Raw genomic sequence first — 23,866 nt, 5'->3', positions numbered from 1 at the left:
GCTGTCCGACGAAGTGTGAGCATTTCGTCCAGCCGGCGCGCTCCCCGCGGCCGTCCACGGACGAAAAAAAAGCCTCCTGCTAGGAGGCGGGCTGGGGCGGCAGCCGTATTCGCATGCCTTCCAGCAGCAGGTCCGTGATGAAGTCCGCCAGGCGCTCGCGCTGTTCGGCGTCGGGGGTCTGGCGGGTGAAGCGTTCGATGATGCCCATGAGCGACTGCGCGAACCAGTCGGCGCGCGGCTGCGTGCGCAGCAGGCCCGCCTGCTGCTCGGCCCGCACGTTGTCGGCAAGCATCGCCACCAGTTCGTCCTTCAGGGCCTCGGCCGACGCCGCCTGGAAGAAGCCGATGCGGGTCAGGTTGGGATCTTCCTGCAGGATGTCCAGCAGCCCGCCCACGCCCTGGCGGATGCGGCCGGCCAGTTCGGCCTCGGGCAGGTCGTCCGGCAGGCGCGCCTGGCCGATGGCCTGGCGCAAGCGCTGCATGAACATGTCCACCAGCTCGTCGTACGCGGCCTGCTTGCTGCTGAAGTACTGGTAGAAGACCGGCTGCGTCACGCCGGCGCGGGCGACGATGTCGCTGATCCGGGTGTGCTGGAACCCGCGTTGCGCGAACTCCGCCGCCGCGACCGCCAGAAGCTGCAGCCGGGTGCGCTTGCCTTTGGTGAGACGCTCGTCTTGCGACGCAGGAGAAGGTGGTAACGTGATCATCGCGAGAAAATACTACCTATCAACAGTTTTAGCCACTGCCAACCCCCTACCGGACCGCCGTCCGGCCAGCCGATGAGATTGCCGTTACGCATCCTGCCCGCCGCCCCCGTTCTTGCCCTCGCGCTCGCCAGCGCCGGCTGCGTTCCCTACCCCGTCTACAAGACCCTGCAACCCGAAGCGCGCCTTACCGTGCTGGACGAGGCCGAGCGGCCCGTGGCGGATGCCCGCGTGGTGCTGATAAGCAGCGCATACCCCTACGGCCGCGAACGCTTTCGCAACGAAACGCGCAGCGCCGCCGACGGCGCGGCGGCGTTTCCCGCGATCCGCGAATGGCGCGCGGAATCGATGATGCTGCACGGCGCGCAGACCTACTTCTGGAACTGGTGCGTGGAAAAAACCGGCTATGAAACCTACGAAACCATGAACCGCGAGCCTGACGGTTTCGAGCCGCGCGCGCAGGTGCGCCTGCGGGCCGGCGAGTCGCGCTCATGCAACAGCGCGCAACCGCCCCTGACGCCGCGCCCGCAGCCCTGAAACGGCTTGAAATCCCGGTAGCGCTTGCGACAACCCGTGACGCCCGCGCAGCAGTAAAGTATTGATGTTGCCTCTTGCCGCGCGCCATGCCGGCCGGGGCGATCCAGGAGCAGAATCATGAATCGGTTTTCGGTCCGCGCCACGGCGCTGGCCTTGGCGCTGGCGGTGGTCAGCGCGCCCGCGCTGGCCGGCGGCAGGCACGGCGGCGGTTATTGGGGCGGCGGCCACCACGGCGGCTATGGCGGCTACGGCGGCGGTTATCACCACTATCACGGCGGCGGCGGAAGCAGCTCCGACGGCTGGTGGGTGGGCGGCGCGTTCGCGCTGGCCGCGATCGGCCTGCTGCTGGCGGCGGACTCGGGGCCTTCCTACGCGCAGGCCGGCGTCTATGCGCCGGGCGTGGGCTATACCGCCCCGCCGGTCTACGGCGCGCCGACCTATCCGGACTCCGTGTACGAGACGCCGCAATATCAGCCTCCCGAGCCGCAATACATCCCGCCGCCGCAATACGAACAGGCCGCGCCCATGGGCTCGCCCCAGGCCGGCGCCAGCAGCGATTGCCAGCGCTGGGCCATGAACCAGAGCGGCTACGACCCGGCGCACATCTCGCAATGGACCACGCAGGTCTCGGTGGACACCTACAACCGCATGCTGCAATCCTGCATGGCAGCGGGCCGCGAGTACACCAACTAGGTTGCCAATCCCGCAGCCAGCGCCAGCGCGCGCTGCAAAAACGCAGACTGGTCATCCTTGCGGTAGCTCACGATCACCGGCGACACGAACGCATCGCCTTCGATCCGCACGTGGGCCACGTCCTGCCGTTGTAAGCGCTGCACCGAGGCCGGCACCACTGACACGCCCACGCCCGCGGCCACCAGGCCTATCGCGGTCTGCAGCTCGTTGGCCTCCTGTTCGACCTGCAGCGCGTAGCCCGCGGCGCGGAATAGCCCCAGCACATGGTCCGCAAAGTTCGGCCGCGGCCGCGCCGGATACAGCACGAACGGTTCCTGCGCCAGGCGTTGCGCCGACACGCTGCCCATCGCCGCCAATGGATGATGCAGCGGCACGGCGGCCATCAATGGTTCGGTCATCAGCACCCGGCGTTCGATCGCCGGATCATCCAGCAGGATCCGGCCGATACCTAGATCGATGCGCCCTGTTTTTAGCGCTTCCAATTGCGGCAGCGTGGTCATTTCCGCCAAGCCGACGTCCACCTTGGGATCGGCGCTGCGCAATTGGCGGATCAGCTCGGGCACGAAGCCATACAGGGTAGACGGAACAAAACCGATGCCGAACCAGCGTCGCTGCGTTTGCCCCAGACGGCGCGTGCCTTCCAGCACTTCTTCCAGCCGGGCGGTCAACAGCCGCGATTGCTCCAGCAGGAAGCGCCCGGCTTCCGTCAGCCGCAAGGCGCGGGTAGTGCGTTCGAACAGTTGCACCCCCAGTTCTTCCTCGAACTGGCGGATCTGACGGCTCAGCGGCGGCTGGGCAATATGCAGCCGGGCGGCGGCACGCGTGAAGCTCCCCTCTTCCGCCACTGCCTGGAAGTATCTTAGGTGTCTGAGTTGCATGGCATATTTATACCCAATAGATATCAATAGGAAGCCATATAGTCTTGGACTCAAGCGGAAAGCGCAAGTCATACTGCCCCTGTCATGTCATTTCTGATAATAAAAGTATGAATCTGCCAAGCATTCTCTCGGTTCAGGCCATTCTGGTGGATCTGCCCACCATCCGCGCCCATCAACTGGCCATGGCGGTCATGCAGCGGCAAACGCTCGTGATCGTGCGCCTGACGTGCAGCGACGGCATCGAAGGCATCGGTGAAGCCACCACCATTGGCGGCCTGTCTTACGGTGAAGAGAGCCCCGAAGGCATCAAGCTGGCAATCGATACCTATCTGGCTCCGGCACTGACCGGCCTGGACGCCACCAACATCCACGCGGCCATGCAGCACCTGGAAAAGGTGGCCCGCGGCAATCGCTTCGCCAAGTCCGCATTGGAAACCGCGCTGCTGGACGCCCAGGGCAAGCGGCTGAACGTGCCGGTTTCGACCCTGCTGGGCGGCGCCGTGCGCCCCCGTCTGCCGGTGCTCTGGACGCTGGCCAGCGGCGATACCGCCCGTGACATCGAGGAAGCCGAGTCGCTGCTGCAAAGCCGCCGCCACAATACGTTCAAACTGAAGGTGGGCCGCCGCGCCGTGTCGCAAGACGTGGCGCACGTGTCGCGCATCAAGCAGGCGCTGGGCGACCGCGCCCGCGTGACGGTGGACGTGAACCAGGCCTGGAACGAGGCCGATGCGGCCGGCGCCATCGCGCGGCTGGAAGCGGCGGGCGTGGACCTGATCGAACAACCCATAGCCCGCGCCAACCTGGCCGGGATGGCCCGGCTGGCCGCGCGCTTCGTCGTCCCGATCATGGCGGACGAAGCCGTAAATGGCCCGGAAGACGCGCTGGACATCGCGCGCCAAGGCGCGGCCGACGTGCTGGCGTTGAAGATCGCCAAGTCGGGCGGCCTGCACGAGATGCTGCGCACTGCGGCGGTGGGCGATGCCGCCGGCATGTCGCTATACGGCGGCACGATGCTGGAAGGCTCGGTGGGATCGATCGCGTCGGCGCACGGCTTTGCCTGCCTGCCGCGCCTGTCTTGGGGCACCGAACTGTTCGGCCCGCTGCTGCTGAAGGACGACATCGTCGTCAATCCGCCGCGCTACGCCGATTTCGAACTGGAACTTCCCGACGGCCCCGGCCTGGGGCTGACGCTGGACGAAGACAAGCTGAATTTCTACCGGCGGGACCGCTGACGGACCGCAGACACGCGACATCCGGCCGCGCCCGCCTCGAAGGGCGCACCCACAATAATTCATGCACTACGGAGACGACCATGCGCCACCTGTTCAAACCCTTTGCCCGCGCCATCCTGGCCCTATCGCTCTTGGGCGGCGCGTCCGCCGCGCTGGCCGACGGCTACCCTGACCGTCCGGTCAAATGGATCGTGCCCTTCCCGCCGGGAGGCGCCATGGACAGCATCGCCCGCACGCTGGGCGAATCCATGGGCAAGCAGCTGAACACGTCAGTCATCGTCGAGAATCGCGCCGGCGCGGGCGGCAACATTGGCGCGGCCTCGGTCGCGCGCGCCAAGCCCGACGGCTACACGATCCTGATCGTGGCCAACGGCATGGCCGTCAACCCGGCGCTGTACGCCGACCTGAACTACGACCCCATCAAGGACTTCGCACCTATCTCGCTCTTGGCCGTGGTGCCCAACGTACTGGTCACCAATCCGGCCCGCACCGGCGCGACCAGCGTGCAGGACGTGATCGCCAAGGCGAAAGCCCGGCCCGGCCACTACACCTACGCCTCGGCCGGCGTGGGCACGTCGATCCATCTGGCGGGCGAACTCTTCGTATCGATGACGGGCGTCGACATGCTGCACGTGCCCTACAAGGGCAGCGGCCCGGCCGTGGCGGATTTGCTGGGCGGCCAGGTGGACTACATGTTCGACAGCATCACGTCCGCCAAGCCGCACATCGTCAGCGGCAAGCTGCGCGCGCTGGCCGTCACCACGGCCAAGCGCTCCGCCGCCCTGCCTGACGTGCCGACCCTGCGGGAAGCCGGCGTGCCGGGCTACGAACTGATGCCCTGGTTCGCGGCGTTCGCCCCCGCCGGCACCCCGCCGGAAGTGGTGGCCAGGCTGAACGAAGCCATGCGCAATGCGTTAGTGGAACCGAAGGTGAAGGCAACCCTGGATTCGATCGGCGCGGAGTCTATCGGAAGCAGCCCGGACGCACTGCGCGACCATCTGGCCAAGGAAACCACACAGTGGAAGGCCCTGGTCAAGGAACGCAACATCAAGATCAACTGATGCACCGGGGCAGGCCCTGCGGCGACGGCTGCGGGCGCCGACACCTACAACCGCATGCTGCAATCCTGCATGACCGACCGCGGAACGGCGCGCTAAGCGCCGTCGCCCGCCTCCAGGCGCGCCAGCCAGTCCCGGGCTTCGCGCCACTGGTGTTCGCTGAACACGCGCACGCCCGCCTGCGCAAGCAGTTCGGCCGTCACGCCCGAGCCGGGGATCTTGTTGCCGGCGAAATGGCCGTCGTACACATAACCGCTGCCGCAGGACGGGCTGCCCTCCTTGAGCACCGCGACCCGGATGGCGTGGCGGCGCGCGGCCGCCAGCGCTTCGCGCGCGCCTTGCACGAAGGGCGCGGTCACGTCCTCTCCCGACACCGCCACGATGCGGGCGCGGCCGGCCAGCACCGTCGCCGCCGCGGCGCCCGGCTCGATCTCGGCGGGCGAACGCGGCACGGGCAGGCCGCCGGCGACCTCGGGACAGACAGCCACCACGCGGCCCTGCTTTAGCCAGCGCGCCAGCACCGCGTTGTCGTGCGAGACGGCGCGCGCGTCGTAGCGCACCGGCTTGCCCAGCAGGCAGGAACTGACCAGCACGTATTCCATACGCAGTTCCGGCAGGCTCAGGAGGATTCCTCGGCCGCCTTGCGCGTCCGCCGCGGGGCGGCGGTCTTGCGGGCCGTCTTGCGCGCGGGCTTGGCGGCCGGCTCGGCCTCGGCAGGCGCGGCGGCCGCGGGTTCGGCGGCGGTCGCTTGCGCCTTGGCCTCGGCGGCCTTGGGCGTGGTCTTGCGGGCGCCGCGGGCGCGCTTGGCGGGGGCTGGCGCGGGTTCCGCCGCCGGCTCTTCGATCTGCGGCGACGGCTTGACGAAGGTCCATTCCGTCACGTCGACCACGGGCGGCGGTGCGGCCACGGCCATAGGCTGGCGCTGCGGCGGAGCGGGCTTGGGGATGGGCGGCAGTTGCGCGGCGACGGCAGGGGGCGCCGCGTCGGCCGGCCTGGGGGCCTCCGGCTGCGCATAGGCCTCGGCCGCAGCCGGGGCGGATTCTTCGCGCGGGGCGGCGTCGGGCTTCTGGCCCGCGCCCCGGCCGGACGTCTTGCGCCCGCCCCGTGCATTGCGGGCCGGCCTGGCGCCGGCGGCTTCCGGCGCCGCGGCGGCGGACGGCGCTTCGGCGGCGTCGCTGGCTTGCGCGCGCGCCGCAGGACGCCCGGCCGGCTCGCCGCCGGCGCTGTCGCGGTACACATAAGTGCCGGATTTTTCCTCGCGGCCCACTTCCAGGAAACCGCGCGACTGCGCCTCTTCCAGCAGGTTGCCGAAGGCCCGGAAGCCGTAGTAGGACTCGTTGAAATCCGGCTTGCGGCGCTTGAGCGCGTCCTTCAGCGCCGAGGCCCAGATCTTGCCGCTGTCGCCGCGCTCGGCCACCAGCGCCTCGAAGGTCTCGACCACCATCTCGACGGCCTGGGTCCGGCGCGCCTCCTGCTCTTCCTTGCGGCGGCGCTCCTCGTCGGGCGTGCGGCGCTGGCCGCCGTTGGCGCCGCGGTTGTCGCGGCGGGCCTCGGCGGCGCGCTGTCCTTCGCGCGCCAGGTCGTCATAGAAAATGAATTCGTCGCAGTTGGCGATCAGCAGGTCGGAGGTGGACTGCTTCACGCCCACGCCGATCACCTTTTTGTCGTTCTCGCGCAGCTTGGACACCAGCGGCGAAAAATCGGAGTCGCCGCTGATGATCACGAAGGTGTTGACGTGCGACTTGGTGTAGCAGAAGTCCAGCGCGTCCACCACCAGCCGGATGTCGGCCGAATTCTTGCCCGACTGGCGCACGTGCGGGATCTCGATCAGCTCGAAATTGGCCTCGTGCATGGGAGCCTTGAATTCCTTGTAGCGCTCCCAGTCGCAATAGGCCTTCTTGACGACGATGCTGCCCTTGAGCAGCAGGCGTTCCAGCACGGGCCGGATGTCGAACTTGTGGAATTTGGTGTCGCGCACGCCCAGCGCCACGTTCTCGAAATCACAGAAAAGCGCCATGCTGACGCTTTCGTTGGGGTTGTTCATGTTTTGCTCCAGTTCGGCGGCGGCCGCCGGGCGAGGCGCCGCCAGATGCCGCTCATGATATACATATCCGCCGGTCCGCCCCCATTTTGACGGATCGCCAGGCAGCCCGGGCGCGCAGGCCAAGCCGATGCTTACGGCCTATTTCGCCCCGCTTTCCGGCCGATTGAGCGGCGCCGGTCCTGGCTAGAATTTCCCGAAATTCCGGCACTCCGCGCGCGGAGCGCCTTCGTTATCGGGCAAGATCCATGAATCCGTCTACCCTCATCGGCGCCGCCGTCGGCCTGTTCACCCTGGTCATCGTGGTGGCCCTGGCGGCCACCGACCCCAGCCTCTACATCAACCTGCCCGGGCTGGCCATCGTGCTGGGCGGCACCTGCGCGGCGCTGTTCATCGCCTATCCGCTGTCCGAAGTGGTGCGGATCTTCAAGCTGGTGCGCACCGTGTTCCGCAACGACCAGCACGACCAGCAGCGCGACATCGACGAACTGGTGACCATGGCCCAGCTCTGGATGAACACCGACGTGCGCAAGGTCGAAGAGGCGCTGAAAAAAGTCTCCAATCCCTTCCTGCGCACCGGCGTGCAGCTCATCATCGACAATACGCCGGAAGACCAGATCATCGAACTGCTGCAATGGCGCGTGGCGCGCCTGCGCGCCCGCGAACAGGCCGAAGCGCAGATGTTCCGCGTCATGGCCACCTTCGCGCCCGCCTTCGGCATGCTGGGCACCCTGGTCGGGCTGATCAACCTGATGTCGGTGCTGGGCGACGGCAGCATCCAGACCATCGGCCAGCAGCTGGCCATCGGCCTGATGACCACCTTCTACGGCATCCTGCTGGCCAACCTGGTGTGCAAGCCCATCGCCCTGAAACTGGAGCGCCGCACCGCGCGCCGCGTCGAATCCATGAACATGGTGTTGCAAGGCATCGCCATGATGTGCGAGAAGCGCGGCCCCGCCGTCGTGCGCGAAACGCTCAATTCCTTCGTCATGCACATCGAAGACGAAATCCATGACGGCGGCCTGCAGGAGCCGGCCCAGCCCAAGGCCGACGGCGCGGCCAAGCCCGCCGTCCGTTCCGTACCCCTGGCCCGCCCGGCCGCCGCGCGCCAATGAGCCTGATCTCGCCCACCCTGGCCGAGCGGATCGAGCAGGCCCGCCAGGCCGAGCTGCGCGCCCGCAAGGCGGCCGCCGGCGGCGCCTGGCGCCAGGGCAGAAGCGGCCGCCAGGACCGCTACGCCCGCTGGCACGTCGAGGACAACGTAGAACCGGAATCCGAACACTGGCTGCTCAGCTACCTGGATCTGATCACGCTGCTGCTGGCGCTGCTGGTCGTGCTGCTGGCGCTGACCCGCCTGCAGGGCCTGGCTTTCTTCGGCAACGAGCAGCCGGTGCAACTGGTCGGCTCGCTGGCCGCCAGCGGCCTGCCGGCCTATGAAGGCGAATATTCCGAATTCGACGCCGTGGCCATCCCGGCCAGCTGGGCAGAGCCGCCGGCCCCGGCCGCGCCGCCCGCGGCCGCCGTGGCCGACGCCGCGCCCGAGCAGGAAGGCGAGATCGTGGCCGAAGCCGCGCCGCCGCTGCGCGCGCCGTCCAAGGAATCGCTGGGCCTGGCCGACCTGGGCAACTCGGTCGACGTCATCATCAACGAACAATCGGTCAGCTTCCGCATCAGCAACGAACTGCTGTTCCCGTCCGGCCAGGCCACCCTCAGCCCGGCCGGGCTGGACGTCATCAAGCGCCTGGCCGGCATCCTCAACAAAAACGATTACCAGGTGTCCGTCGAAGGCCATAGCGACCCGGTGCCCATCCAGACCCGGCAGTTCGCCTCGAACTGGGAACTGTCCAGCAGCCGCGCCACCAGCGTGCTGCGCGAACTGGTACGCGACGGCGTCGCGCCGCAGCGCCTGCGCGCGGTCGGCTACGCCGAAACCCGCCCGCTCGAATCCAACGACACCGCCGCGGGCCGCGCCGCCAACCGGCGCGTGGAACTGATCATGGACATCACCGCGCCGCAGAAGGCGGCGCAGGGTCCCGCCGCGCCGCGTTCCTGAGCCGCCGTCCTCAATGGCGGTGGCGGCCGTAAGAGCGATGGTGGCCGCGATAGCCGCCATCGCCGCGATAGCCGGCGCGCCGGTACGAATGATGGTCGCGGCCGCGGTCGCGGTCCCAGTGGCGTCGGCCGCCGCGGCGGTGGTCGTTATCGTCCGTCAGCACATTGCCCAGCACCCCGCCGGCCGCCGCGCCGCCCAAGGTGACCCAGGGATCGCCATCCGACAGCAACGCACCCGCCACGCCGCCCAGTCCGGCGCCGATGACGGTGTTGCGTGTCTCGCGGTCGGCCAGCGCCGTGGCGCTGACGCCCAGCGCCAGCGCGCCCGCAAGTACCGCTTGAATCAGTCGTTTGGTGATGGCCATGATTATTCTCCTGTAGCCGGCGTCCCCGCCCCACGGGGATCGCACGATCGGGACCCAAATTAGCATCGCCGCCGTGTGTCAGTCCTGCTGGCTGGGATACCGGGTGTATAAGCTGTTTCAGTCGCTTTCCAGCGCCTAAACTGGACAAATGCCGCCCGCCACGCCCAAACCCATGGCCCCCGCCCTGCTGCGCCGCCTGCTGCGCGCCAAGGACCGCATCGACGCCGCCTCGCACGAGGCCTGGCCGGTCGAGCGTCTGGCCGCGGTGGCAGGCGTCACCGAAGCGCATTTCGCCCGCAGCTTCAAACAGGCCTTCGGCCTGCCGCCGCACCGCTATCTGCTGACCCGGCGCATCGAACGCGCGACGGCCCTGCTGCGCGACACCGCGCTCAGCATTACCGACGTCGCCTACGCCAGCGGCTGGGAGAGTCTGGGCAGCTTCGGCCGCGTGTTTCGCGACGTGACCGGCCACAGCCCCGGCGCCGTGCGCCGCCAGGCCCGGACTTCGCAGGAACAGCTCGCCCCGGTGCCGGCCTGTATTCTGAAAGCCGCGTTGCGGCCTGAACTCGAAACCGCAGTTTTGGAGAAGCGCCGCCGCAAGAGCAGGACTACATTGCCCACACCAACCCAGGAGGTCTAATGAATCCAGGAATCAATGTGGTGGGCCTGTACGTCGACGACCAGGACGAGGCGCTCGCCTTCTATGTCGGCAAGCTCGGTTTCAAGGTCCATACCGACGTGCAGAACGGGCCGTACCGATGGCTGACGGTCCAGCATCCCGACCAGCCCTCTTTCCAGCTCGGCCTGTTCAGGCCCGGCCCGCCGGTGCACGACGACACCACCACGCAAACCCTGCTCGCCGTGGTCGCCAAGGGTGCCATGCCGCCCCTGGTCCTGCACGTTTCCGATTGTCGCGCGCAATATGCCCGGCTGAAGACCGCCGGGGTCGAATTCACTCAGGAGCCGATGGAGCGCTACGGCAGCATCGACGCGGGCTTTCGCGATCCCGCCGGCAATGGCTGGAAAATGATCCAGGCGCCACGAACCTGAGCACGTACCCGCCGAGGTCCAGCACCGGACCTCCTTGCAGGACGGCCAGCCCAATCCGGCTGCGAAAACAATGGCGAAACCGCCGCGATCGGCGGTAATCTGGCGGACCCGATCCGTCGTCCGTCCAGGAAGCTCCCATGTCGTACCTGCTATTGATCGTCGAACCGGCGGGCCAGCGCGCCCGGCGCACGCCCGAGGAAGGCCGCGAGGCCTATGCGCAGATGGTCGGCTATGCCGAGGACCTGCAGGCGCGCGGCCTGCTGGTGCGCGCGGAGTCGCTCAAGTCGGATTCGGAGGCGGTGCGCCTGCAGATCCGCGACGGCGAGCGCTCCCTGCTCGACGGCCCCTATGCCGAGGCCAAGGAGATGATCGGGGGATTCTTCCTGCTGAGCTGCGAGACGCGCGAGGAAGCGCTGGCGCTGGCGGCGCAGTGCCCGGCCGCGCAATGGGCCACGGTGGAGGTGCGCGAGCTGGGCCCCTGCTTCATGTAGCCGCCGTGGCCCGGCTTCAGCAGTTGCCTTTCTTGGCCTGTCCCGGCGGACAGAAACCGCCGCCGCCGCCGCCGTAGCCGCCGTGAGGATCGACGATCACCGCGCCGTCGGGCGTATAGACGGCGCAGCCTGACAACAGGGCCGCCATCAAGGCAAAGCTGCAAAGGATTTTCATATCTGTATTCAAAGTTGTGGACGCCTGCGAGTGTAGGCAGGCGCGCTGCAACCAGGGCTGAGTGTTCGTAACAATCTGCTGGTTGTGTTGCGCCGCCGTCCCGCAGACCTGGGACTTACCCTAGGTTTTTCGCACGGATGTCGATCCGGCGCCGCGTCGTTCGTCGTGCCTGTACAAGCCCGGAAAAACACGACGGGCTGTGATTTCCGAACCCAGGAGATTCAGGAATGCGATTCATGATCCTAGTGCGGGCCACGCCCGACAGCGAAGCCGGCGTCATGCCGCCCGAAAGCATGTTCGCCGCGATGACGACCTATCACGAAGCCCTGGCCAAGGCGGGCGTGCTGCTCGACGCCAACGGCCTGCAGCCCTCCTCGCGCGGCTGGCGGGTGCATTACGACCACGGCCAGCGCTCGGTGATCGACGGCCCGTTCGCCGACACCAAGGAGCTGATCGCCGGCTACACCATGATCCAGGCGCGCTCGCGCGAAGAGGCCATGCAATGGGCCTTGCGCTTTCCCGAGCCTTTTCCCGACCAGCCCTGCTCCATCGAAGTGCGCCAGATGTACGAGCTGGACGAACTCGGCCCCAGCGAATCGATCGAACGGTTCCGGCGCCTGCCGGCCATCAGCCGCTGACAGCCATCGCTCTTGCACCGATCCCAAGCCGACGCACCGGAAACCCACATCATGCCCAAACAGATCTTCGTCAATCTGCCCATCGCCGACATGCAGAAATCGCAGGCTTTCTTCAAGAGCCTGGGCTTTTCCTTCAATCCCCAGTTCACCAACGACCAGGGCGCCTGCATGGTCGTCAGCGACGACATCTACGTCATGCTGCTGGTGACCGACTTCTTCCAGACCTTCACCGGCAAGCCGGTGGCCGACGCCAACAAGAGCACCGAAGTCCTGATCGCGCTGTCCTGCGACAGCCGCGCCGAGGTCGACGACCTGGTGGCGCGCGCGCTGGCCGCCGGCGGCAGCGCGCCGCGCCAGCCGCAGGACCACGGCTTCATGTACGCGCACGGCTTCGAAGACCTGGACGGCCACATCTGGGAGCTGGTGTACATGGTGCCCGGCGAGATGCCCGAAGCATGACGACGCAGGCGGCCACGCATCGCGCCATCGAGGCGGTCTGGCGGATCGAAGCCGCCAGCGTCATCGCCGGCGTCGCGCGCCTGGTGCGCGACGTCGGCCTGGCCGAAGAACTGGCGCAGGATGCCCTGGTCGCCGCCCTGGAACGCTGGCCCGAGACCGGCGTGCCCGACAACCCGGGAGCGTGGCTGATGACCACCGCCAAGAACCGCGCCCGCGACCGCTTGCGGCTGGACGCGCTGCATACGCGCAAGCACGAGCAGATCGGCCGCGAGCTGGAGGCCCTGCAGGCCGACGTGGAGCCGGATTTCGTCGACGCGCTGGACGCCGCGCGCCAGGACGACATCGGCGACGATCTGCTGCGCCTGATCTTCACCGCCTGTCATCCGCTGCTGTCGACCGAGGCCCGCGTGGCGCTGACGCTGCGCCTGCTGGGCGGGCTGTCTACGGCCGAGATCGCGCGCGCCTTCCTGGCCTCGGAGTCCACCATCGCGCAGCGCATCGTGCGCGCCAAGCGCAGCCTCTCGGCCGCCAACGTGCCGTTCGAAGTGCCGCGGGCGCACGAGCGCGCGCCGCGCCTGGCCTCGGTGCTGGAGGTCATCTACCTGATCTTCAACGAAGGCTATTCGGCCACCTCGGGCGATGACTGGACCCGCCCCGCCCTGTGCGACGAAGCGTTGCGCCTGGGCCGCGTGCTGGCCGAGCTGGCGTCCGGGGAAAGCGAGGTGCACGGGCTGGTCGCGCTGATGGAACTGCAGGCCTCGCGCCTGTGCGCGCGCGCCGACGCGCAGGGCCGTCCCGTGCTGCTGATGGACCAGGACCGCGCCCGCTGGGACCGCTTGCTGATCCGCCGCGGGCTGGCGGCGCTGGACCGCGCCGACGCGCTGGGCGGGGCACGCGGCCCCTACGCGCTGCAGGCCGCGCTGGCGGCCTGCCATGCCCGCGCCCGCACGCCCGAAGACACCGACTGGCAGCGCATCGTGGCGCTGTACGACGCGCTGGCGCAGGCGCAGCCCTCGCCGGTGGTGGAACTGAACCGCGCCGTCGCCGTGGGCATGGCCTTCGGCCCGCAGGCCGGACTGGACCTGGCCGACCGGCTGGCGCAGGACCCGGCGCTGGCCAATTACCATTGGCTGCCCAGCGTGCGCGCCGACCTGCTGGCCAGGCTGGGCCGCCGCGCCGAGGCCCGCGCCGAATTCGAACGCGCCGCCGGCATGACGCGCAATGCCCGCGAACGCGCATTGCTGCTGGAACGCGCCAACCAGATGGATTCGCAGACATGAAGCGCGACGCCATCGCGGCGTCCTAGATCCGGTCCGGCCCGCTGGCGCCCTGTACGCGCGATGGATACCGTTTGCGTCGATACCGCAACGCGTCACTGTCCGATCATGGCGATCCAGTCCTTCCGGTGTGCAGACACGCAGGCCCTGTTCGAGCTGCGGCGGGTCCCCAGGTGGGTCAACGCCGAAGCCCCTGCGCTCAAGAAGCTGCGCCTGCTGCATGCGGCGCGCCAGCTCGTGGACCTGCGCACCCCGCCTGGCAATCGTCTGGAATACCTGAAAGACGGCAAGCGCGCCGGGCGGCACAGCATACGCATCAACGACCAATGGCGCATCTGCTTCGTCTGGACCGCCGACGGCCCCGCCGACGTCGAGATCTTCGATTACCACTGACCCGGGACCGGCCGGCCCGAGCCATCCACGCACCGCTACAGCAGTTCCGGCAGACGGCGCAGGTCGTCGATGACCTCGCTGGCGCCTTCGTCCAGCAGCCGCTGGCGTTGCCCGGGACCGTTGTGCGAGGCGCCGACGTAGCCGATGGCGCGCATGCGCGCAGCCCGCGCGGCGCGCACGCCGGCCACGCTGTCTTCCACCACCACGCAATCCAGGATTGCCGCGCGCATCTGCCGGGCCGCGAACAGGAACACGTCCGGCGCCGGCTTGCCGCGCGCCACCTGCGCCACGCTGAAGACATTGGGCGCGAACGCGTCCCACAGGCCCACCATCCTCAAGGCCGCCTCCAGCTTGGCGGGCTGGCTGCTGGAAGCCACGCACAGCTGCATGCCGCGCTCGCGCAGCGCCGCCACCGTTTCGGCCGCGCCGGGCAGCGCGCGCAGTTCCTGGCGGAAGGTGGCCTGCAGGCGGTCGGCGTACTGCCGCGCGAACCCGTCGGGCAGGCGGCGTTCGCTTTCCTGCTGCAGGGTCTGCCACATGTCCGCGTCGGGAATCCCGGCGAAGCGGCGCGCGGCCTCTTCGGGCGTGATGGCGATGCCGTGCGCGGCCAGCGCCTGCGACTGGGCGCGCGCCGCGATGACCTCGCTATCGATCAGGACGCCGTCGCAGTCGAAGATGACCAGGCGGGGGGCAGGCGTATGCATAGTGGCTCCGTGGGAAACAAGCCCCCATGATAGGCCGGCGGCATGACGCCGCAAGGTCGGCCGCGCGCGCCTACAGCCCCACGCCGCGCAGGCGCCGCAAACGCCACGCCAGCGCCACGCCGCCCAGCCCAGCCGCCGCCACGATGAACGAGGCGGACGTCCAGCCGTAGCGGTCGATCGCGCCGCCCACCGCCAGCGGCCCGATCACCTGGCCGAGGTTGCTGCCCTGCATCACCAGCCCCACCGACGCCGCCGCCAGGCCGGCGCGCGGCGCCAGCGTGGGCGCGGTGCCCAGCAGGGTGGCCGGTATCAGCCCGCCCACCGCCGAGAACAGCACGCACAGCAGAAAGGTCGGCATCGCCGGCAACACCGAGCGGAAGATGAGCAGCGCCACCGCGCCCATCGCCACGCTGGCGCAGACGATCAGCGTGGAACGCCGCCAGCCGCGCGCCAGCAGCACGCCGGCGCCCAGGTTGCCGATCACGTTGGCGGCGCTGGCGATGGCGCTGTAGACGCCGGCCGTGGCCAGCGACAGGCCCAGCTGCTCGGTCAGCAGCACCGGCAGGAAGGTGAACAGCGCGAAGAACATCAGGCTGTAGAGCGTGAACGTCAGCGCCAGCAGGCGCGGGCCGGGCGCGCCCAGGGTGTCCGCCGTGTCCTGGCGCAGGCTGCGCCAGGATAGGCTGGCCCCGCCCGGCGTGGCCGGGGCCAGCGCCGCGACGCTCGCCAGCGACACGACCACCGCCGCGCTGGCGCACCACCAGTAGCCGCGCCAGTCGCCGAAGGCCTGCGAGGCCAGCATCGCGATGGCCATGCCCGCCGGCATATAACAGCTCCACAGCGCGAACGCGATATCGCGGTTCGAGGCCGACACCATGCGCTGCAAGGCCGCCGGGCCCGCCACCGAAATCATCAGGAATCCCAGCCCTTCCATGACGCGCGACGCCAGCAGCAGGCCGTAGGCCGGCGCCATCGCGCCCAGCGCCGCGCCCACGGCCGTGGCCGCCAGCCCGGCCAGCAGCATGCGACGCGCGCCGTAGCGGCCGATGACGCCGCCGGCCGCGATGCCGCCGAACATGCCCAGCACGGAGAACACCGCCGCCAGCGCGCCTATCGCGGCCAGGTCCAGCCCCAGATCCCGGCGCAGCAACGGCGCGGCGATGATCAGCTTGCCCACCTGCAGCGCCGCCGCCACGCCCGCGCCCACGATCGCCGCCACCGCGCCCCAGCGCGTTCCTTCCTGCCCCATTCCTGTCTCCGCCTTGTCAGAACCCGGCCAGGATGCCATCGCCGGCCGATTCCGGTAAGTGATAATCTTCTGATTGACTTGATCGATTTATTAGATCGCCCGGCGCGATGATAGACGCTCTTACCCTGGACCAGCTACGCGTATTCGCGGCGGTGGCCGACACCGGCAGTTTCCGCGCGGCCGCACGCCGCCTGTCGCGCGTGCAGTCGGCGGTCAGCCACGCCATCGCCAATATGGAAACGCAGCTGGGCGTCAGGCTGTTCGACCGCAGCGGCCACCGTCCCGTCATGACGCCCGAGGGCGCGGCGCTGCTGGCCAACGCCCGCGACATCCTGCTGCGCGTGGACGCCATGCGCGCCCGCGCCCAGGGGCTGGGCGAAGGCGTCGAGCTGGAACTGTCGCTGGCCGTGGACACGCTGTTTCCCCTTGCCGCGGTGGGCGCCGCGATCAACGCGCTGCGCGCGGCCTACCCTTCGGTGGCCACGCGGATTTCGGTGCTGCCGCTGGGCGGGCCGATAGAGGCGCTGCTGGCGCGCAGCCATACGCTGGGCATCGTGGCGGGCGAGCACTTCCGCCATCCGCACATCGCCATGCAGGCCTTGTCATCGGTGCAGATGGTGGCCGTGGTCGGCGCGGCCCACGCGCTGGCGCGCCACGTCGCGGCGGGCGAGCCTCTGGCCCCGCCCGCCCTCGCCGACCATGTGCAGATCGTGCAGTCGGACCCCTCGGCGCTCAGCCAGGGCCGCGACTTCGCCGTGCTGTCGCCGCAGACCTGCCGCGTCAATACGCAGGACGCCAAGCACGCGCTGATCGTCGCTGGCGCCGGCTGGGGCCGCCTGCCGCTGTGGCAGGTGGAGCGCGACCTGGCCGAAGGCCGGCTGCTGCGCCTGCCGACCGACAGCCTGGGCCGCGGCAGCCAGGTGGCCGCCGAAACCTATCTGGCGCACCGCATCGACCAGCCGCTGGGGCCGGCCGCCCGGGTGCTGGCGGCCGCGCTGCGCGACGCGGCCCGCTGAGGGCTCAGGACTTGGCGGGGGGCCGCGCGTAGCTCACGCCCATGCCGGCGCGCACGTCGTTCTGGATGCCGTAGGGCGGGATCGGATAGCGCAGTCCGTTGGCCGACAGGGCCTTCATACCCTCGATGGCGATGGGCAGGTAGCGCGGCGGCATGGCCATCAGCATTTCCTCGTCCGGCACGCCGCCGTAGCGGCGCTCGGCGAAACAGGGCAAGGACAGGCTGGGTTCGCCGGTGGCCAGCGCCCGGCCCCAGGAGTCCGCACAGGCGGTCTCGCCCACCACGCTCCAGTCGAAGCGGCGGTAGTTCTTCCATTGCAGGCCATTGATGAGAATGATCATCTGGCCCGGCGTGGCGTACACCAGGCAGATGTCGGGCGGGTCCAGCCGGCCCGAAGCCAGCGGCGACACCACCATGCCCTGGTACTTGCCCGCGGGCACGCAGGACAGCGCTTCCTGGCGGGCCTGGGCGTCGGCCTGGGTGGCGTGCCATACGCCGACATAGTCCTCGCCGCGCCGCCAGGCCTCGTCCTGCGGCCCCAGCCCGATCACGGCGCGGCACTGCGCGCCCACCAGATCGTCGCCGGTGATGCCCACGGTCCAGCCCAGCCGCGCCGCCATGCCGACGATCTGGTCGGTGGTGTGCGTGGCCTGCGGACGCCGCAGGCCCTTGACCGCCGCCATGTCCTCCGCCCGCTCATACAGCTTCATGCCGATGACCGTGGTCTTCAGGCGCAGCAGCTTGTTCAGGTCATCGACCAGCGATGCCCAGTTCAGTGTCGTCTCTTCCATGCCCGTCCTTTGGACTGTAGTACTTGCACGGACTATAACGAATCGGCCGGGCCTACGGACCGATGGAACGCAGCGCCCGCTTGCAGATGCGTTCGGTGGCGGCCGCCGGCCGGCCCGCCGACCAGCGCGCGCATACTTCGCGCACCCAGTCCGGGCGGCTCTTGCTGGCGTCGTTGAGCCAGTTCGCCACCGAATCCTGCACATAGACGGCCGGGTCCGCCCGCAGCGCTTCCAGCAAGGGCAGCGCCAGGCCCGGATCGGACTTCAGCGCCGCGATGTGCGCGCACCAGACGCCGCGCGGACGCAGCGACTCGCAGGCGAAACGCCGCAGCCGCTCGGACGGCTCACTGGTCCATGGCTGCAGCAATCGCAGCGCCTCCTGCAGTTGCGCCGCCAGATGCTCGCGCAGCGCCAGCCAGGCCCATTCGCGCACGCCGAAATGCGCGTCGTCGGCCAGCGGACGGATCAGATCCAGGCGCGCGCCGAGCGTCCCGGCCGGCATGGCGCCCGCCATGAAGCAGGCCCAGCCGCGCACCGTGTCGCAACGGTGCGTCTTCAAGACTTCGAAGCCGTCGGGCCCCAGGCGTTCGCCCAGGATGTGCGCGGCCAGCGCCATGCGCCGGGAAATGCCCAGCCCCGCCTGCGCGCGCATCGAAGCCACCGCCGCGGCCCCGGCCTGCGGCGCCACGGCCTGCATCAGCGCGGCGAAGTCCACCGCCAGGCATTCGGTCAGCGTGGCCGCCGGTTCTCCGGCGTTCAACTGCGCCAGGCGCTCGGGCGCGATGTCTTTCACGCCCCTGCCGGCCGGCTTCGGCGCCGCAGCCTTGCGCGGGCTCACCGCGCCGGCTCCCGAATGGCGGCACGGCCCGCGTCCGTGCCTTGCCAGACCCGCTCCAGCAGGCCGGCCAGTCGCTCCCGGTCGGCGTCGCCGAAGCCCGCGAACAGCGAGCCGATCCAGTCGGTGTGCTCCTTGAAAAGCCTGGCCGCGGCCGTCCGGCCCTTGACGGTCAGCTTCACCTGGATGCTGCGCCTGTCGTCCTTGCCTGCCTGGCGCGCCACGAAACCGTCGCGCTCCAGCCCGTCGAGCAGGCCGGTCACCGTGGCGCGCGTGACGCCGGCGCCTGCGGCCAGTTCGTGCGGCGCCAGGCCCTGCGCCTGTTCGTGCAGCAGGAACAGCAGCACGAATTTGCCCTCGGACAGCCCGCGCGGCGCGAGCCGGGCGGCGCAATCCCGATCGATGGCCGCGGCCAGCGACAGCAACTGAAAGCACAAGCCGATGCCGCCGGCCGACGGCAACCCCCGCCTTGCCGCGATTTCCAGCAGCGCGCGGTGCTTGCGTTCCAGCATGGCTTGTCCGTCCTTCATGGCCGCTCCAAAATTAATTAGCCGGCGTATAGTACGCCGGCTAATTAATATCCTGCAACCACGGGCCTGCCTTCAGCGATACAGCACCGTGGGGAGCCACAACCCGATCTCCGGGAACACGTACAGCAGGAAGATCGCGATCACCTGGATGCCCATGAACGGCATCATGCCCATGAAGATCTGGTTCAGCGTGACGTGCGGCGGCGAGACGCCCTTCAGGTAGAAGGCGGACATGGCCACCGGCGGCGACAGGAACGCCGTCTGCAGGTTCAGCGCCACCAGCAGCCCGAAGAACAGCGGATCGATGCCGAAGGTGTTGAGCAGCGGCACGAAGATGGGCATGAAGATCACGATGATCTCGGTCCATTCCAGCGGCCAGCCCAGCAGGAAGATGATGACCTGCGCCAGCAGCAGGAACTGCAGCTGCGACAGCCCCAGCGACAGCACCCATTCCTCGATGATGCGCTGTCCGCCCAGCAGCGCGAAGGCCGCCGAGAAGATCGACGAGCCGACGAACAGCCAGCACACCATAGCGCTGGTCTTTGCGGTCAGGAACACCGATTCGCGCAGCACCGGCATGTTCAGCCGCCGGTACGCCAGCGCCAGCAGCGCGCCGCCCAGCGCGCCCATGGCCGCCGCCTCGCTGGGCGTGGCCAGGCCGAAGCCGATCGAACCCAGCACCGCCGCGATCATCACGGCCAGCGGGAAGAACGAGGACATCAGCATCTTGAAGATTTCCAGCCGCGCCCAGGTCAACAGGCCATAGAACGCCAGCATGGCGGCCGCGCATATCGCCGCGAAGATCCAGAAGCCGGTGGGCGCGGCGATGCCCTCGCCGGCCTCGGCCGGCGCATCCGCCGCGGCCGCGGCGGACGGCGCCGCCGGCGCGCCGGACGGGGCTCCGGGCGGTTCGGACAGGCCGCCCGCGTCATTGGAAGGCGGCTCGGCCAGTCCGCCGGACGGCGGCTCGCTCAGGCCCGAATCGAAATCCACCGAACCCAGCTGCAGTTCCGCGGGCACGTCGTAGACCACTTCGGGCCGCGTCGTGGCCTGGTAGACCACGGCCACCAGCAGCACCGTCACCGCCAGCGGCGCCAGCGCCATCGCCATGTAGCGCAGCAGCGCCGACAGCGGCACGTCGCGGTTGCGGCGCCCCTTGAACAGGGCCGCCACCATGCCGGACAGCGCGCGCACGTGTCCGCCCGAGGCCAGCGCCTTCGATTCGGGCGACAGCGGCACGCCGCGTTCGGCCATGGGCAGCGGCGGCGCCAGGTCGGGCCGCAGCTTGGCCAGGATGATGACGTAAAGCATGTACAGGCCGGCCAGCATGATGCCGGGGAACAGCGCGCCCGCATACAGCTGCACCACCGACACGCCGGTGGTCGCGCCGTACACGATCAGCATCACCGAAGGCGGCAGCAGGATGCCCAGGCAGCCGCCGGCCGTGATGGCGCCGGCCGTCAGCCGCACGCTGTAGCCGGCCTTCAGCATGGCCGGCATGGCCAGCAGGCCCATCAGCGTGACCACCGCGCCGACGATGCCGGTGGCCGTGGCGAAGATGGCGCAGGTGGCCAGCGTGGCCACCGCCAGCGCGCCGGGCAGGCGCGCCAGCGCCAGGTGCATGGAGCGGAACAGTTTTTCGATGAGGTTGGCGCGCTCCACCAGGTAGCCCATGAACACGAAGAGCGGGATGCAGATCAGCGAGTCGTTGGTCATGGTGGCGTACGTGCGCTGCACCATCAGGTCCAGCGTCTGCCCGATCGAGCGCGCCGGATCGGGGTTCTGCATGTAGTACGCCAGGAAGGTGAACAGCACGCCCATGCCCATGAGGGTGAACGCCGTCGGAAAGCCCAGCATGATCGCCACCACGATCAGCGCCAGCATCAGCAGCCCGATGTGCCCGGTGGTGAGGTTGTCCCACGGCGTCAGGAAGACGATCATCAGGATGACCAGGCCGATGCACGACAGGCCGAACCACAATGCCTTGTGGATTTTCATTGGCGAGGCTCCTCGTGCGTGACGTAGCGGTCCAGGCGGGCGATGTCCTCGTCCTTCACGTGCACCATCTCCTTGAGCTTGTCGACGTCCACTTCCTCGACGTCCTCTTCACGCGCCGGCCACGCCCCGCGGCGCAGGCACAGCAGGCAGCGCATGACTTCGGCCAGCCCCTGTACCAGCAGGACCGCGCCCGCGATCGGGATGAAGGCCTTGAACGGGTAGATGGGCGGCCCGTCGGCCATCAGCGAGGAATGCTCGCGGATGGCGATGGAATAGCCGGCGTAGTACCAGCCCGCCCACACCAGGGCGATGACCCCGGGAAAGAAAAACACGATGTACAGCGTCAGGTCGAGCCCGGCCTGCATGCGCGGCGGCAGAAAGCCGTACAGGATGTCGCCGCGCACGTGGCCGTTCTTGGCCAGGGTGTACGCGCCGGCCATCATGAACAGGATGCCGTAGTACATCATCTGCAGGTCGAACGCCCACGCGCTGGGCTGGTTCAACACGTACCGGGCGGCGACTTCCCAGCACACATGCAGGGTAAGAACGACGATCAACCAGGCGAAGGCCTGCCCGACGAAGGTGGATATGCGGTCTATGAAACGTATGATTCGGATCATCTGGCGTCCTGGTTGAGGCGCAAGGCTTCCCGCCGCGCGACCTGGACGAGCGCGCGACGCATGAGACGATGTGTCAATCAGTCAAGGCGCAACGGCGCCCCGGCCCGCCTGGGCGGGCGCGGGACGGGCCCTGCGTTCAGGCCGTCTTGTTGCTGCGCGAGAAGTAGTGGTTGTAGGCCATGCGGAAGTTGACCGAGGTATCCCCGTTCCAGCGCCCCACCCGCTCGGCGAAGGCGCGCTGCGACTCCAGCACCTTCTTGAACAGCGGGTTCTCGGCCGAGCGCTTGGCGATCATCTCGTCCCAGATCTTCAGCTGCTGCTGCAGGATGGCGTCGGGCGTCTTGTAGAACTTGACGTTGTGCTCTTTCTGCAGCTTGACGTAGTCCTGCGAATAGCGGTTGGCCGCCTTCCAGGACATGTCGGCGCTGGCGGCCTGCGCGGCGTAGCTGAGGATGTGCTTGAGGTGGTCCGGCAGGCTGTCGTACTTGGACTTGTTGAACAGCACCTCGAACTGCTCCGCGCTCTGGTGAAAGCTCTGCAGCATGCAGATCTTGGAGACGTCCTGGAAGCCCAGCGCCAGGTCCGAGGACGCGTTGTTGAACTCGGCGCCGTCGAGCAGGCCCCGGTCCAGCGCCGGCACGATCTCGCCGCCGGGCAGCGCGTTGACCGCCGCGCCCATGGCCGTGTACATGTCGATGGCCAGGCCCACCGTGCGGAACTTGAGGCCCTTGACCTCGTCCATCTTGGTGATCGGGCGCTTGAACCAGCCGAACGGCTGGGTCGGCATCGGGCCGTACATCAGCGACACCACGTTCACGCCCATGGCCTTCTGGATCTCGACCAGCAGCTCCTTGCCGCCGCCGTATTCATGCCAGGCCAGCAGCATGTTGGCGTCCATGCCGAAAGACGGCCCGGACCCCCACAGCGCCACGGCCGTGTTCTTGCCGTACCAGTAGGCCACCACGCCATGCCCGCCGTCCAGCGTGCCCGCGGACACCGCGTCCAGCAGATCGAACGCCTTGACCACCGCTCCCGCGGGCAGCACCTCGATCTTCAACTGGCCGCCGGCCATGTCGTTGACCTTCTGGGCATAGTCGCGGGCGAACTCGTGGAAGATGTCGTTGGCCGGCCACGTGCTCTGGAAGCGCAGGGAAATCGGGGCATTCTGCGCCCGGCTGACCGCCGGAAATCCCAGGGCTGCGGCGCCGGCCGCGGCTGCGCCGGAGATGAACTTGCGGCGGCGGGGCTTTGTAACGTGTTGCATGGTGTGTTGTCTCCTGAAAGGACTACATGGACCAGCTAATAGTTACTTCTGCTACGTGGACGCGGGAGCGGCCCGCGGATGACGCGAAACTGTGAGCTGATTAAACCTTTCCGACTAATCGGTGACAATCAGCTTTATGTCAGGATTTACCCTAGAACTGCTTAACGCTTAAGCGCTAAGGCCTCTGCACGACTCTCACCTTGCCGCTGTCGCCGCCGCCGCAGAACAGGCGTTCGCCGGCGTCGGACTCCAGCCCCGAGACGCCCGTGCCGGCCGGCATTTCCACGCTTTGCAGCACTTCGCCGGTGCGCGCGTCCAGTTCGCGCAACTCGCTGGCGCCGTCCTCCCAGGTGCCGTGCCACAGCTTTCCGTCCACCCAGGTCACGCCCGTGACGTAGCGATCCGAAGCGATCGTGCGCAGCACGCGGCCGGATTCCGGGTCCACCTGGTGGATCTTGCGCTGGCGGTACACGCCCACCCACAGGCTGCCTTCGGCCCAGGCCAGGCCCGAGTCCTCGCCGCCGCCCGGCGCGGCGATGGTGGAGACCACGCGGCCGCTGGCCGGCTCGATTTTCTGGATGCGCCCGTCGGCGATCTGGTAGAGATGCCTGCCGTCGTAGGCCGTGCCGGCGCTGGCCGCGACGTCGATGGCGCGCGTCGTGGCGCCGCTGTCGGGGTCCATGGCCAGCAGCCTGTCGCCCACGGCGAACCACACCTGGCTGCCATCGTAGGTCAGGCCGTGCACGGCGCTCACGTTCTCGAACGGGCCGTATTCGCGGATGATGCGGGCTTGGGAGCGTTTCATGTCGGTATCCTCC

Annotated in this window: 29 protein-coding genes; 14 read left to right on the top strand and 15 right to left on the bottom strand. The window is 68.7% G+C overall.

Going from position 1 to position 23,866, the window contains the following annotated elements; translation table 11 throughout:
- Window positions 1-79 precede the first annotated feature (79 nt).
- Window positions 80-706, bottom strand: coding sequence for a TetR/AcrR family transcriptional regulator (locus A6B37_RS03865; protein WP_102776001.1), 627 nt, complete (start codon window positions 704-706; stop codon window positions 80-82).
- 72 nt (window positions 707-778) lie between these two features.
- Between A6B37_RS03865 and A6B37_RS03860 the strand changes: the two genes are divergently transcribed.
- The gene (locus tag A6B37_RS03860) at window positions 779-1,240 is read left to right on the top strand and encodes a carboxypeptidase regulatory-like domain-containing protein (RefSeq protein WP_111824958.1); all 462 of its coding nucleotides are present in this window, start codon (window positions 779-781) and stop codon (window positions 1,238-1,240) included.
- Window positions 1,241-1,357: 117 nt separating this feature from the next.
- Complete coding sequence (locus A6B37_RS03855; RefSeq protein WP_111824957.1) at window positions 1,358-1,933, top strand: hypothetical protein; 576 nt, start codon at window positions 1,358-1,360, stop codon at window positions 1,931-1,933.
- On the opposite strand, the gene A6B37_RS03850 is transcribed toward A6B37_RS03855, so the two are convergent.
- Window positions 1,930-2,811 carry a LysR family transcriptional regulator gene (locus A6B37_RS03850; protein WP_111824956.1) on the bottom strand — a complete coding sequence of 294 codons (882 nt, stop codon included), beginning with the start codon at window positions 2,809-2,811 and terminating at the stop codon, window positions 1,930-1,932. The two genes, A6B37_RS03855 and A6B37_RS03850, sit on opposite strands and share 4 nt — an antisense overlap.
- A gap of 107 nt (window positions 2,812-2,918) precedes the next feature.
- Between A6B37_RS03850 and A6B37_RS03845 the strand changes: the two genes are divergently transcribed.
- Both A6B37_RS03845 and A6B37_RS03840 read left to right on the top strand, forming a co-directional pair.
- Window positions 2,919-4,043 carry a muconate/chloromuconate family cycloisomerase gene (locus A6B37_RS03845; protein ID WP_111824955.1) on the top strand — a complete coding sequence of 375 codons (1,125 nt, stop codon included), beginning with the start codon at window positions 2,919-2,921 and terminating at the stop codon, window positions 4,041-4,043.
- Between the two features lie 80 nt (window positions 4,044-4,123).
- Window positions 4,124-5,104 (top strand): tripartite tricarboxylate transporter substrate binding protein, encoded by a 981-nt coding sequence (locus A6B37_RS03840; RefSeq protein WP_111824954.1) that lies wholly within the window; start codon window positions 4,124-4,126, stop codon window positions 5,102-5,104.
- A 92-nt stretch (window positions 5,105-5,196) separates the two neighbouring features.
- Here A6B37_RS03840 and A6B37_RS03835 read toward each other — a convergent pair whose 3' ends face one another.
- On the bottom strand, window positions 5,197-5,703 hold the full coding sequence (locus A6B37_RS03835) for a DUF523 domain-containing protein (protein ID WP_111824953.1): 507 nt from the start codon (window positions 5,701-5,703) through the stop codon (window positions 5,197-5,199).
- Between the two features lie 17 nt (window positions 5,704-5,720).
- A complete protein-coding gene (locus A6B37_RS03830; protein WP_111824952.1) occupies window positions 5,721-7,145 on the bottom strand; it encodes an NYN domain-containing protein in 1,425 nt (474 codons plus the stop codon).
- 245 nt (window positions 7,146-7,390) lie between these two features.
- Between A6B37_RS03830 and A6B37_RS03825 the strand changes: the two genes are divergently transcribed.
- Window positions 7,391-8,257, top strand: a complete 867-nt coding sequence (locus A6B37_RS03825; RefSeq protein WP_111824951.1) for a MotA/TolQ/ExbB proton channel family protein — start codon at window positions 7,391-7,393, stop codon at window positions 8,255-8,257.
- Entirely contained in the window at window positions 8,254-9,195 is a 942-nt protein-coding gene (locus A6B37_RS03820; protein WP_102775992.1) for an OmpA family protein, read from the top strand. Before A6B37_RS03825 ends, A6B37_RS03820 begins: the two co-directional genes overlap by 4 nt.
- A 10-nt stretch (window positions 9,196-9,205) precedes the next feature.
- Here the strand turns inward: A6B37_RS03820 and A6B37_RS03815 are convergent, their stop codons facing one another.
- Window positions 9,206-9,559: a glycine zipper 2TM domain-containing protein gene (locus A6B37_RS03815; protein ID WP_111824950.1), complete on the bottom strand. Its 354-nt coding sequence runs from the start codon at window positions 9,557-9,559 to the stop codon at window positions 9,206-9,208.
- A 172-nt stretch (window positions 9,560-9,731) separates the two neighbouring features.
- Here A6B37_RS03815 and A6B37_RS03810 point away from each other — a divergent pair, with 172 nt between their 5' ends.
- The 3 genes from A6B37_RS03810 (at window position 9,732) to A6B37_RS03800 (ending at window position 11,100) form a co-directional block, all read left to right on the top strand.
- A complete protein-coding gene (locus A6B37_RS03810; protein ID WP_348639084.1) occupies window positions 9,732-10,199 on the top strand; it encodes an AraC family transcriptional regulator in 468 nt (155 codons plus the stop codon).
- Complete coding sequence (locus A6B37_RS03805; RefSeq protein WP_111824948.1) at window positions 10,199-10,609, top strand: VOC family protein; 411 nt, start codon at window positions 10,199-10,201, stop codon at window positions 10,607-10,609. The genes A6B37_RS03810 and A6B37_RS03805 overlap by 1 nt, the downstream gene beginning before the upstream one ends.
- 137 nt (window positions 10,610-10,746) lie before the next feature.
- Window positions 10,747-11,100, top strand: a complete 354-nt coding sequence (locus A6B37_RS03800) for a YciI family protein (RefSeq protein WP_111824947.1) — start codon at window positions 10,747-10,749, stop codon at window positions 11,098-11,100.
- A gap of 16 nt (window positions 11,101-11,116) precedes the next feature.
- Here the strand turns inward: A6B37_RS03800 and A6B37_RS03795 are convergent, their stop codons facing one another.
- Window positions 11,117-11,275 carry a hypothetical protein gene (locus A6B37_RS03795; protein WP_102775987.1) on the bottom strand — a complete coding sequence of 53 codons (159 nt, stop codon included), beginning with the start codon at window positions 11,273-11,275 and terminating at the stop codon, window positions 11,117-11,119.
- A gap of 227 nt (window positions 11,276-11,502) precedes the next feature.
- Between A6B37_RS03795 and A6B37_RS03790 the strand changes: the two genes are divergently transcribed.
- The 4 genes from A6B37_RS03790 (at window position 11,503) to A6B37_RS03775 (ending at window position 14,042) form a co-directional block, all read left to right on the top strand.
- The gene (locus A6B37_RS03790) at window positions 11,503-11,913 is read left to right on the top strand and encodes a YciI family protein (RefSeq protein ID WP_102775986.1); all 411 of its coding nucleotides are present in this window, start codon (window positions 11,503-11,505) and stop codon (window positions 11,911-11,913) included.
- Window positions 11,914-11,964: 51 nt separating this feature from the next.
- A complete protein-coding gene (locus A6B37_RS03785) occupies window positions 11,965-12,372 on the top strand; it encodes a VOC family protein (protein ID WP_102775985.1) in 408 nt (135 codons plus the stop codon).
- Entirely contained in the window at window positions 12,369-13,652 is a 1,284-nt protein-coding gene (locus A6B37_RS03780; RefSeq protein ID WP_111824946.1) for an RNA polymerase sigma factor, read from the top strand. Before A6B37_RS03785 ends, A6B37_RS03780 begins: the two co-directional genes overlap by 4 nt.
- 105 nt (window positions 13,653-13,757) lie before the next feature.
- Window positions 13,758-14,042: a type II toxin-antitoxin system RelE/ParE family toxin gene (locus A6B37_RS03775; RefSeq protein WP_102775983.1), complete on the top strand. Its 285-nt coding sequence runs from the start codon at window positions 13,758-13,760 to the stop codon at window positions 14,040-14,042.
- 35 nt (window positions 14,043-14,077) lie between these two features.
- On the opposite strand, the gene A6B37_RS03770 is transcribed toward A6B37_RS03775, so the two are convergent.
- A complete protein-coding gene (locus tag A6B37_RS03770; RefSeq protein WP_111824945.1) occupies window positions 14,078-14,746 on the bottom strand; it encodes an HAD family phosphatase in 669 nt (222 codons plus the stop codon).
- Window positions 14,747-14,816: 70 nt separating this feature from the next.
- Window positions 14,817-15,995, bottom strand: coding sequence for an MFS transporter (locus tag A6B37_RS03765; protein ID WP_111824944.1), 1,179 nt, complete (start codon window positions 15,993-15,995; stop codon window positions 14,817-14,819).
- A gap of 107 nt (window positions 15,996-16,102) precedes the next feature.
- On the opposite strand from A6B37_RS03765, the gene A6B37_RS03760 reads away from it, so the two are divergent.
- Window positions 16,103-17,011 carry a LysR family transcriptional regulator gene (locus A6B37_RS03760; RefSeq protein WP_102775980.1) on the top strand — a complete coding sequence of 303 codons (909 nt, stop codon included), beginning with the start codon at window positions 16,103-16,105 and terminating at the stop codon, window positions 17,009-17,011.
- 4 nt (window positions 17,012-17,015) lie between these two features.
- Here A6B37_RS03760 and A6B37_RS03755 read toward each other — a convergent pair whose 3' ends face one another.
- The 7 genes from A6B37_RS03755 to A6B37_RS03725 all read right to left on the bottom strand — a co-directional run bounded on the left by A6B37_RS03755 (window position 17,016) and on the right by A6B37_RS03725 (window position 23,853).
- Window positions 17,016-17,801, bottom strand: a complete 786-nt coding sequence (locus tag A6B37_RS03755; protein ID WP_102775979.1) for a DUF169 domain-containing protein — start codon at window positions 17,799-17,801, stop codon at window positions 17,016-17,018.
- A 52-nt stretch (window positions 17,802-17,853) separates the two neighbouring features.
- Window positions 17,854-18,594: a DNA alkylation repair protein gene (locus tag A6B37_RS03750; protein WP_246842360.1), complete on the bottom strand. Its 741-nt coding sequence runs from the start codon at window positions 18,592-18,594 to the stop codon at window positions 17,854-17,856.
- 41 nt (window positions 18,595-18,635) lie between these two features.
- Complete coding sequence (locus A6B37_RS03745) at window positions 18,636-19,166, bottom strand: MarR family transcriptional regulator (protein WP_246842359.1); 531 nt, start codon at window positions 19,164-19,166, stop codon at window positions 18,636-18,638.
- A 72-nt stretch (window positions 19,167-19,238) separates the two neighbouring features.
- A complete protein-coding gene (locus A6B37_RS03740) occupies window positions 19,239-21,164 on the bottom strand; it encodes a TRAP transporter large permease subunit (RefSeq protein WP_102775977.1) in 1,926 nt (641 codons plus the stop codon).
- Window positions 21,161-21,784: a TRAP transporter small permease subunit gene (locus A6B37_RS03735; RefSeq protein WP_102775976.1), complete on the bottom strand. Its 624-nt coding sequence runs from the start codon at window positions 21,782-21,784 to the stop codon at window positions 21,161-21,163. Before A6B37_RS03735 ends, A6B37_RS03740 begins: the two co-directional genes overlap by 4 nt.
- Before the next feature lie 136 nt (window positions 21,785-21,920).
- Complete coding sequence (locus A6B37_RS03730) at window positions 21,921-23,048, bottom strand: TRAP transporter substrate-binding protein (protein ID WP_111824942.1); 1,128 nt, start codon at window positions 23,046-23,048, stop codon at window positions 21,921-21,923.
- Between the two features lie 175 nt (window positions 23,049-23,223).
- Window positions 23,224-23,853 carry a glutamine cyclotransferase gene (locus A6B37_RS03725; RefSeq protein ID WP_102775974.1) on the bottom strand — a complete coding sequence of 210 codons (630 nt, stop codon included), beginning with the start codon at window positions 23,851-23,853 and terminating at the stop codon, window positions 23,224-23,226.
- Window positions 23,854-23,866: the final 13 nt, after the last annotated feature.

The sequence above is a fragment of the Achromobacter sp. HZ01 genome (assembly GCF_003267925.1).
In the GTDB taxonomy this organism is placed as follows: domain Bacteria; phylum Pseudomonadota; class Gammaproteobacteria; order Burkholderiales; family Burkholderiaceae_B; genus Achromobacter; species Achromobacter pulmonis_A.
Note: the sequence above shows the minus strand (reverse complement) of the source record. Positions and strands in the feature narration are given on the sequence as shown.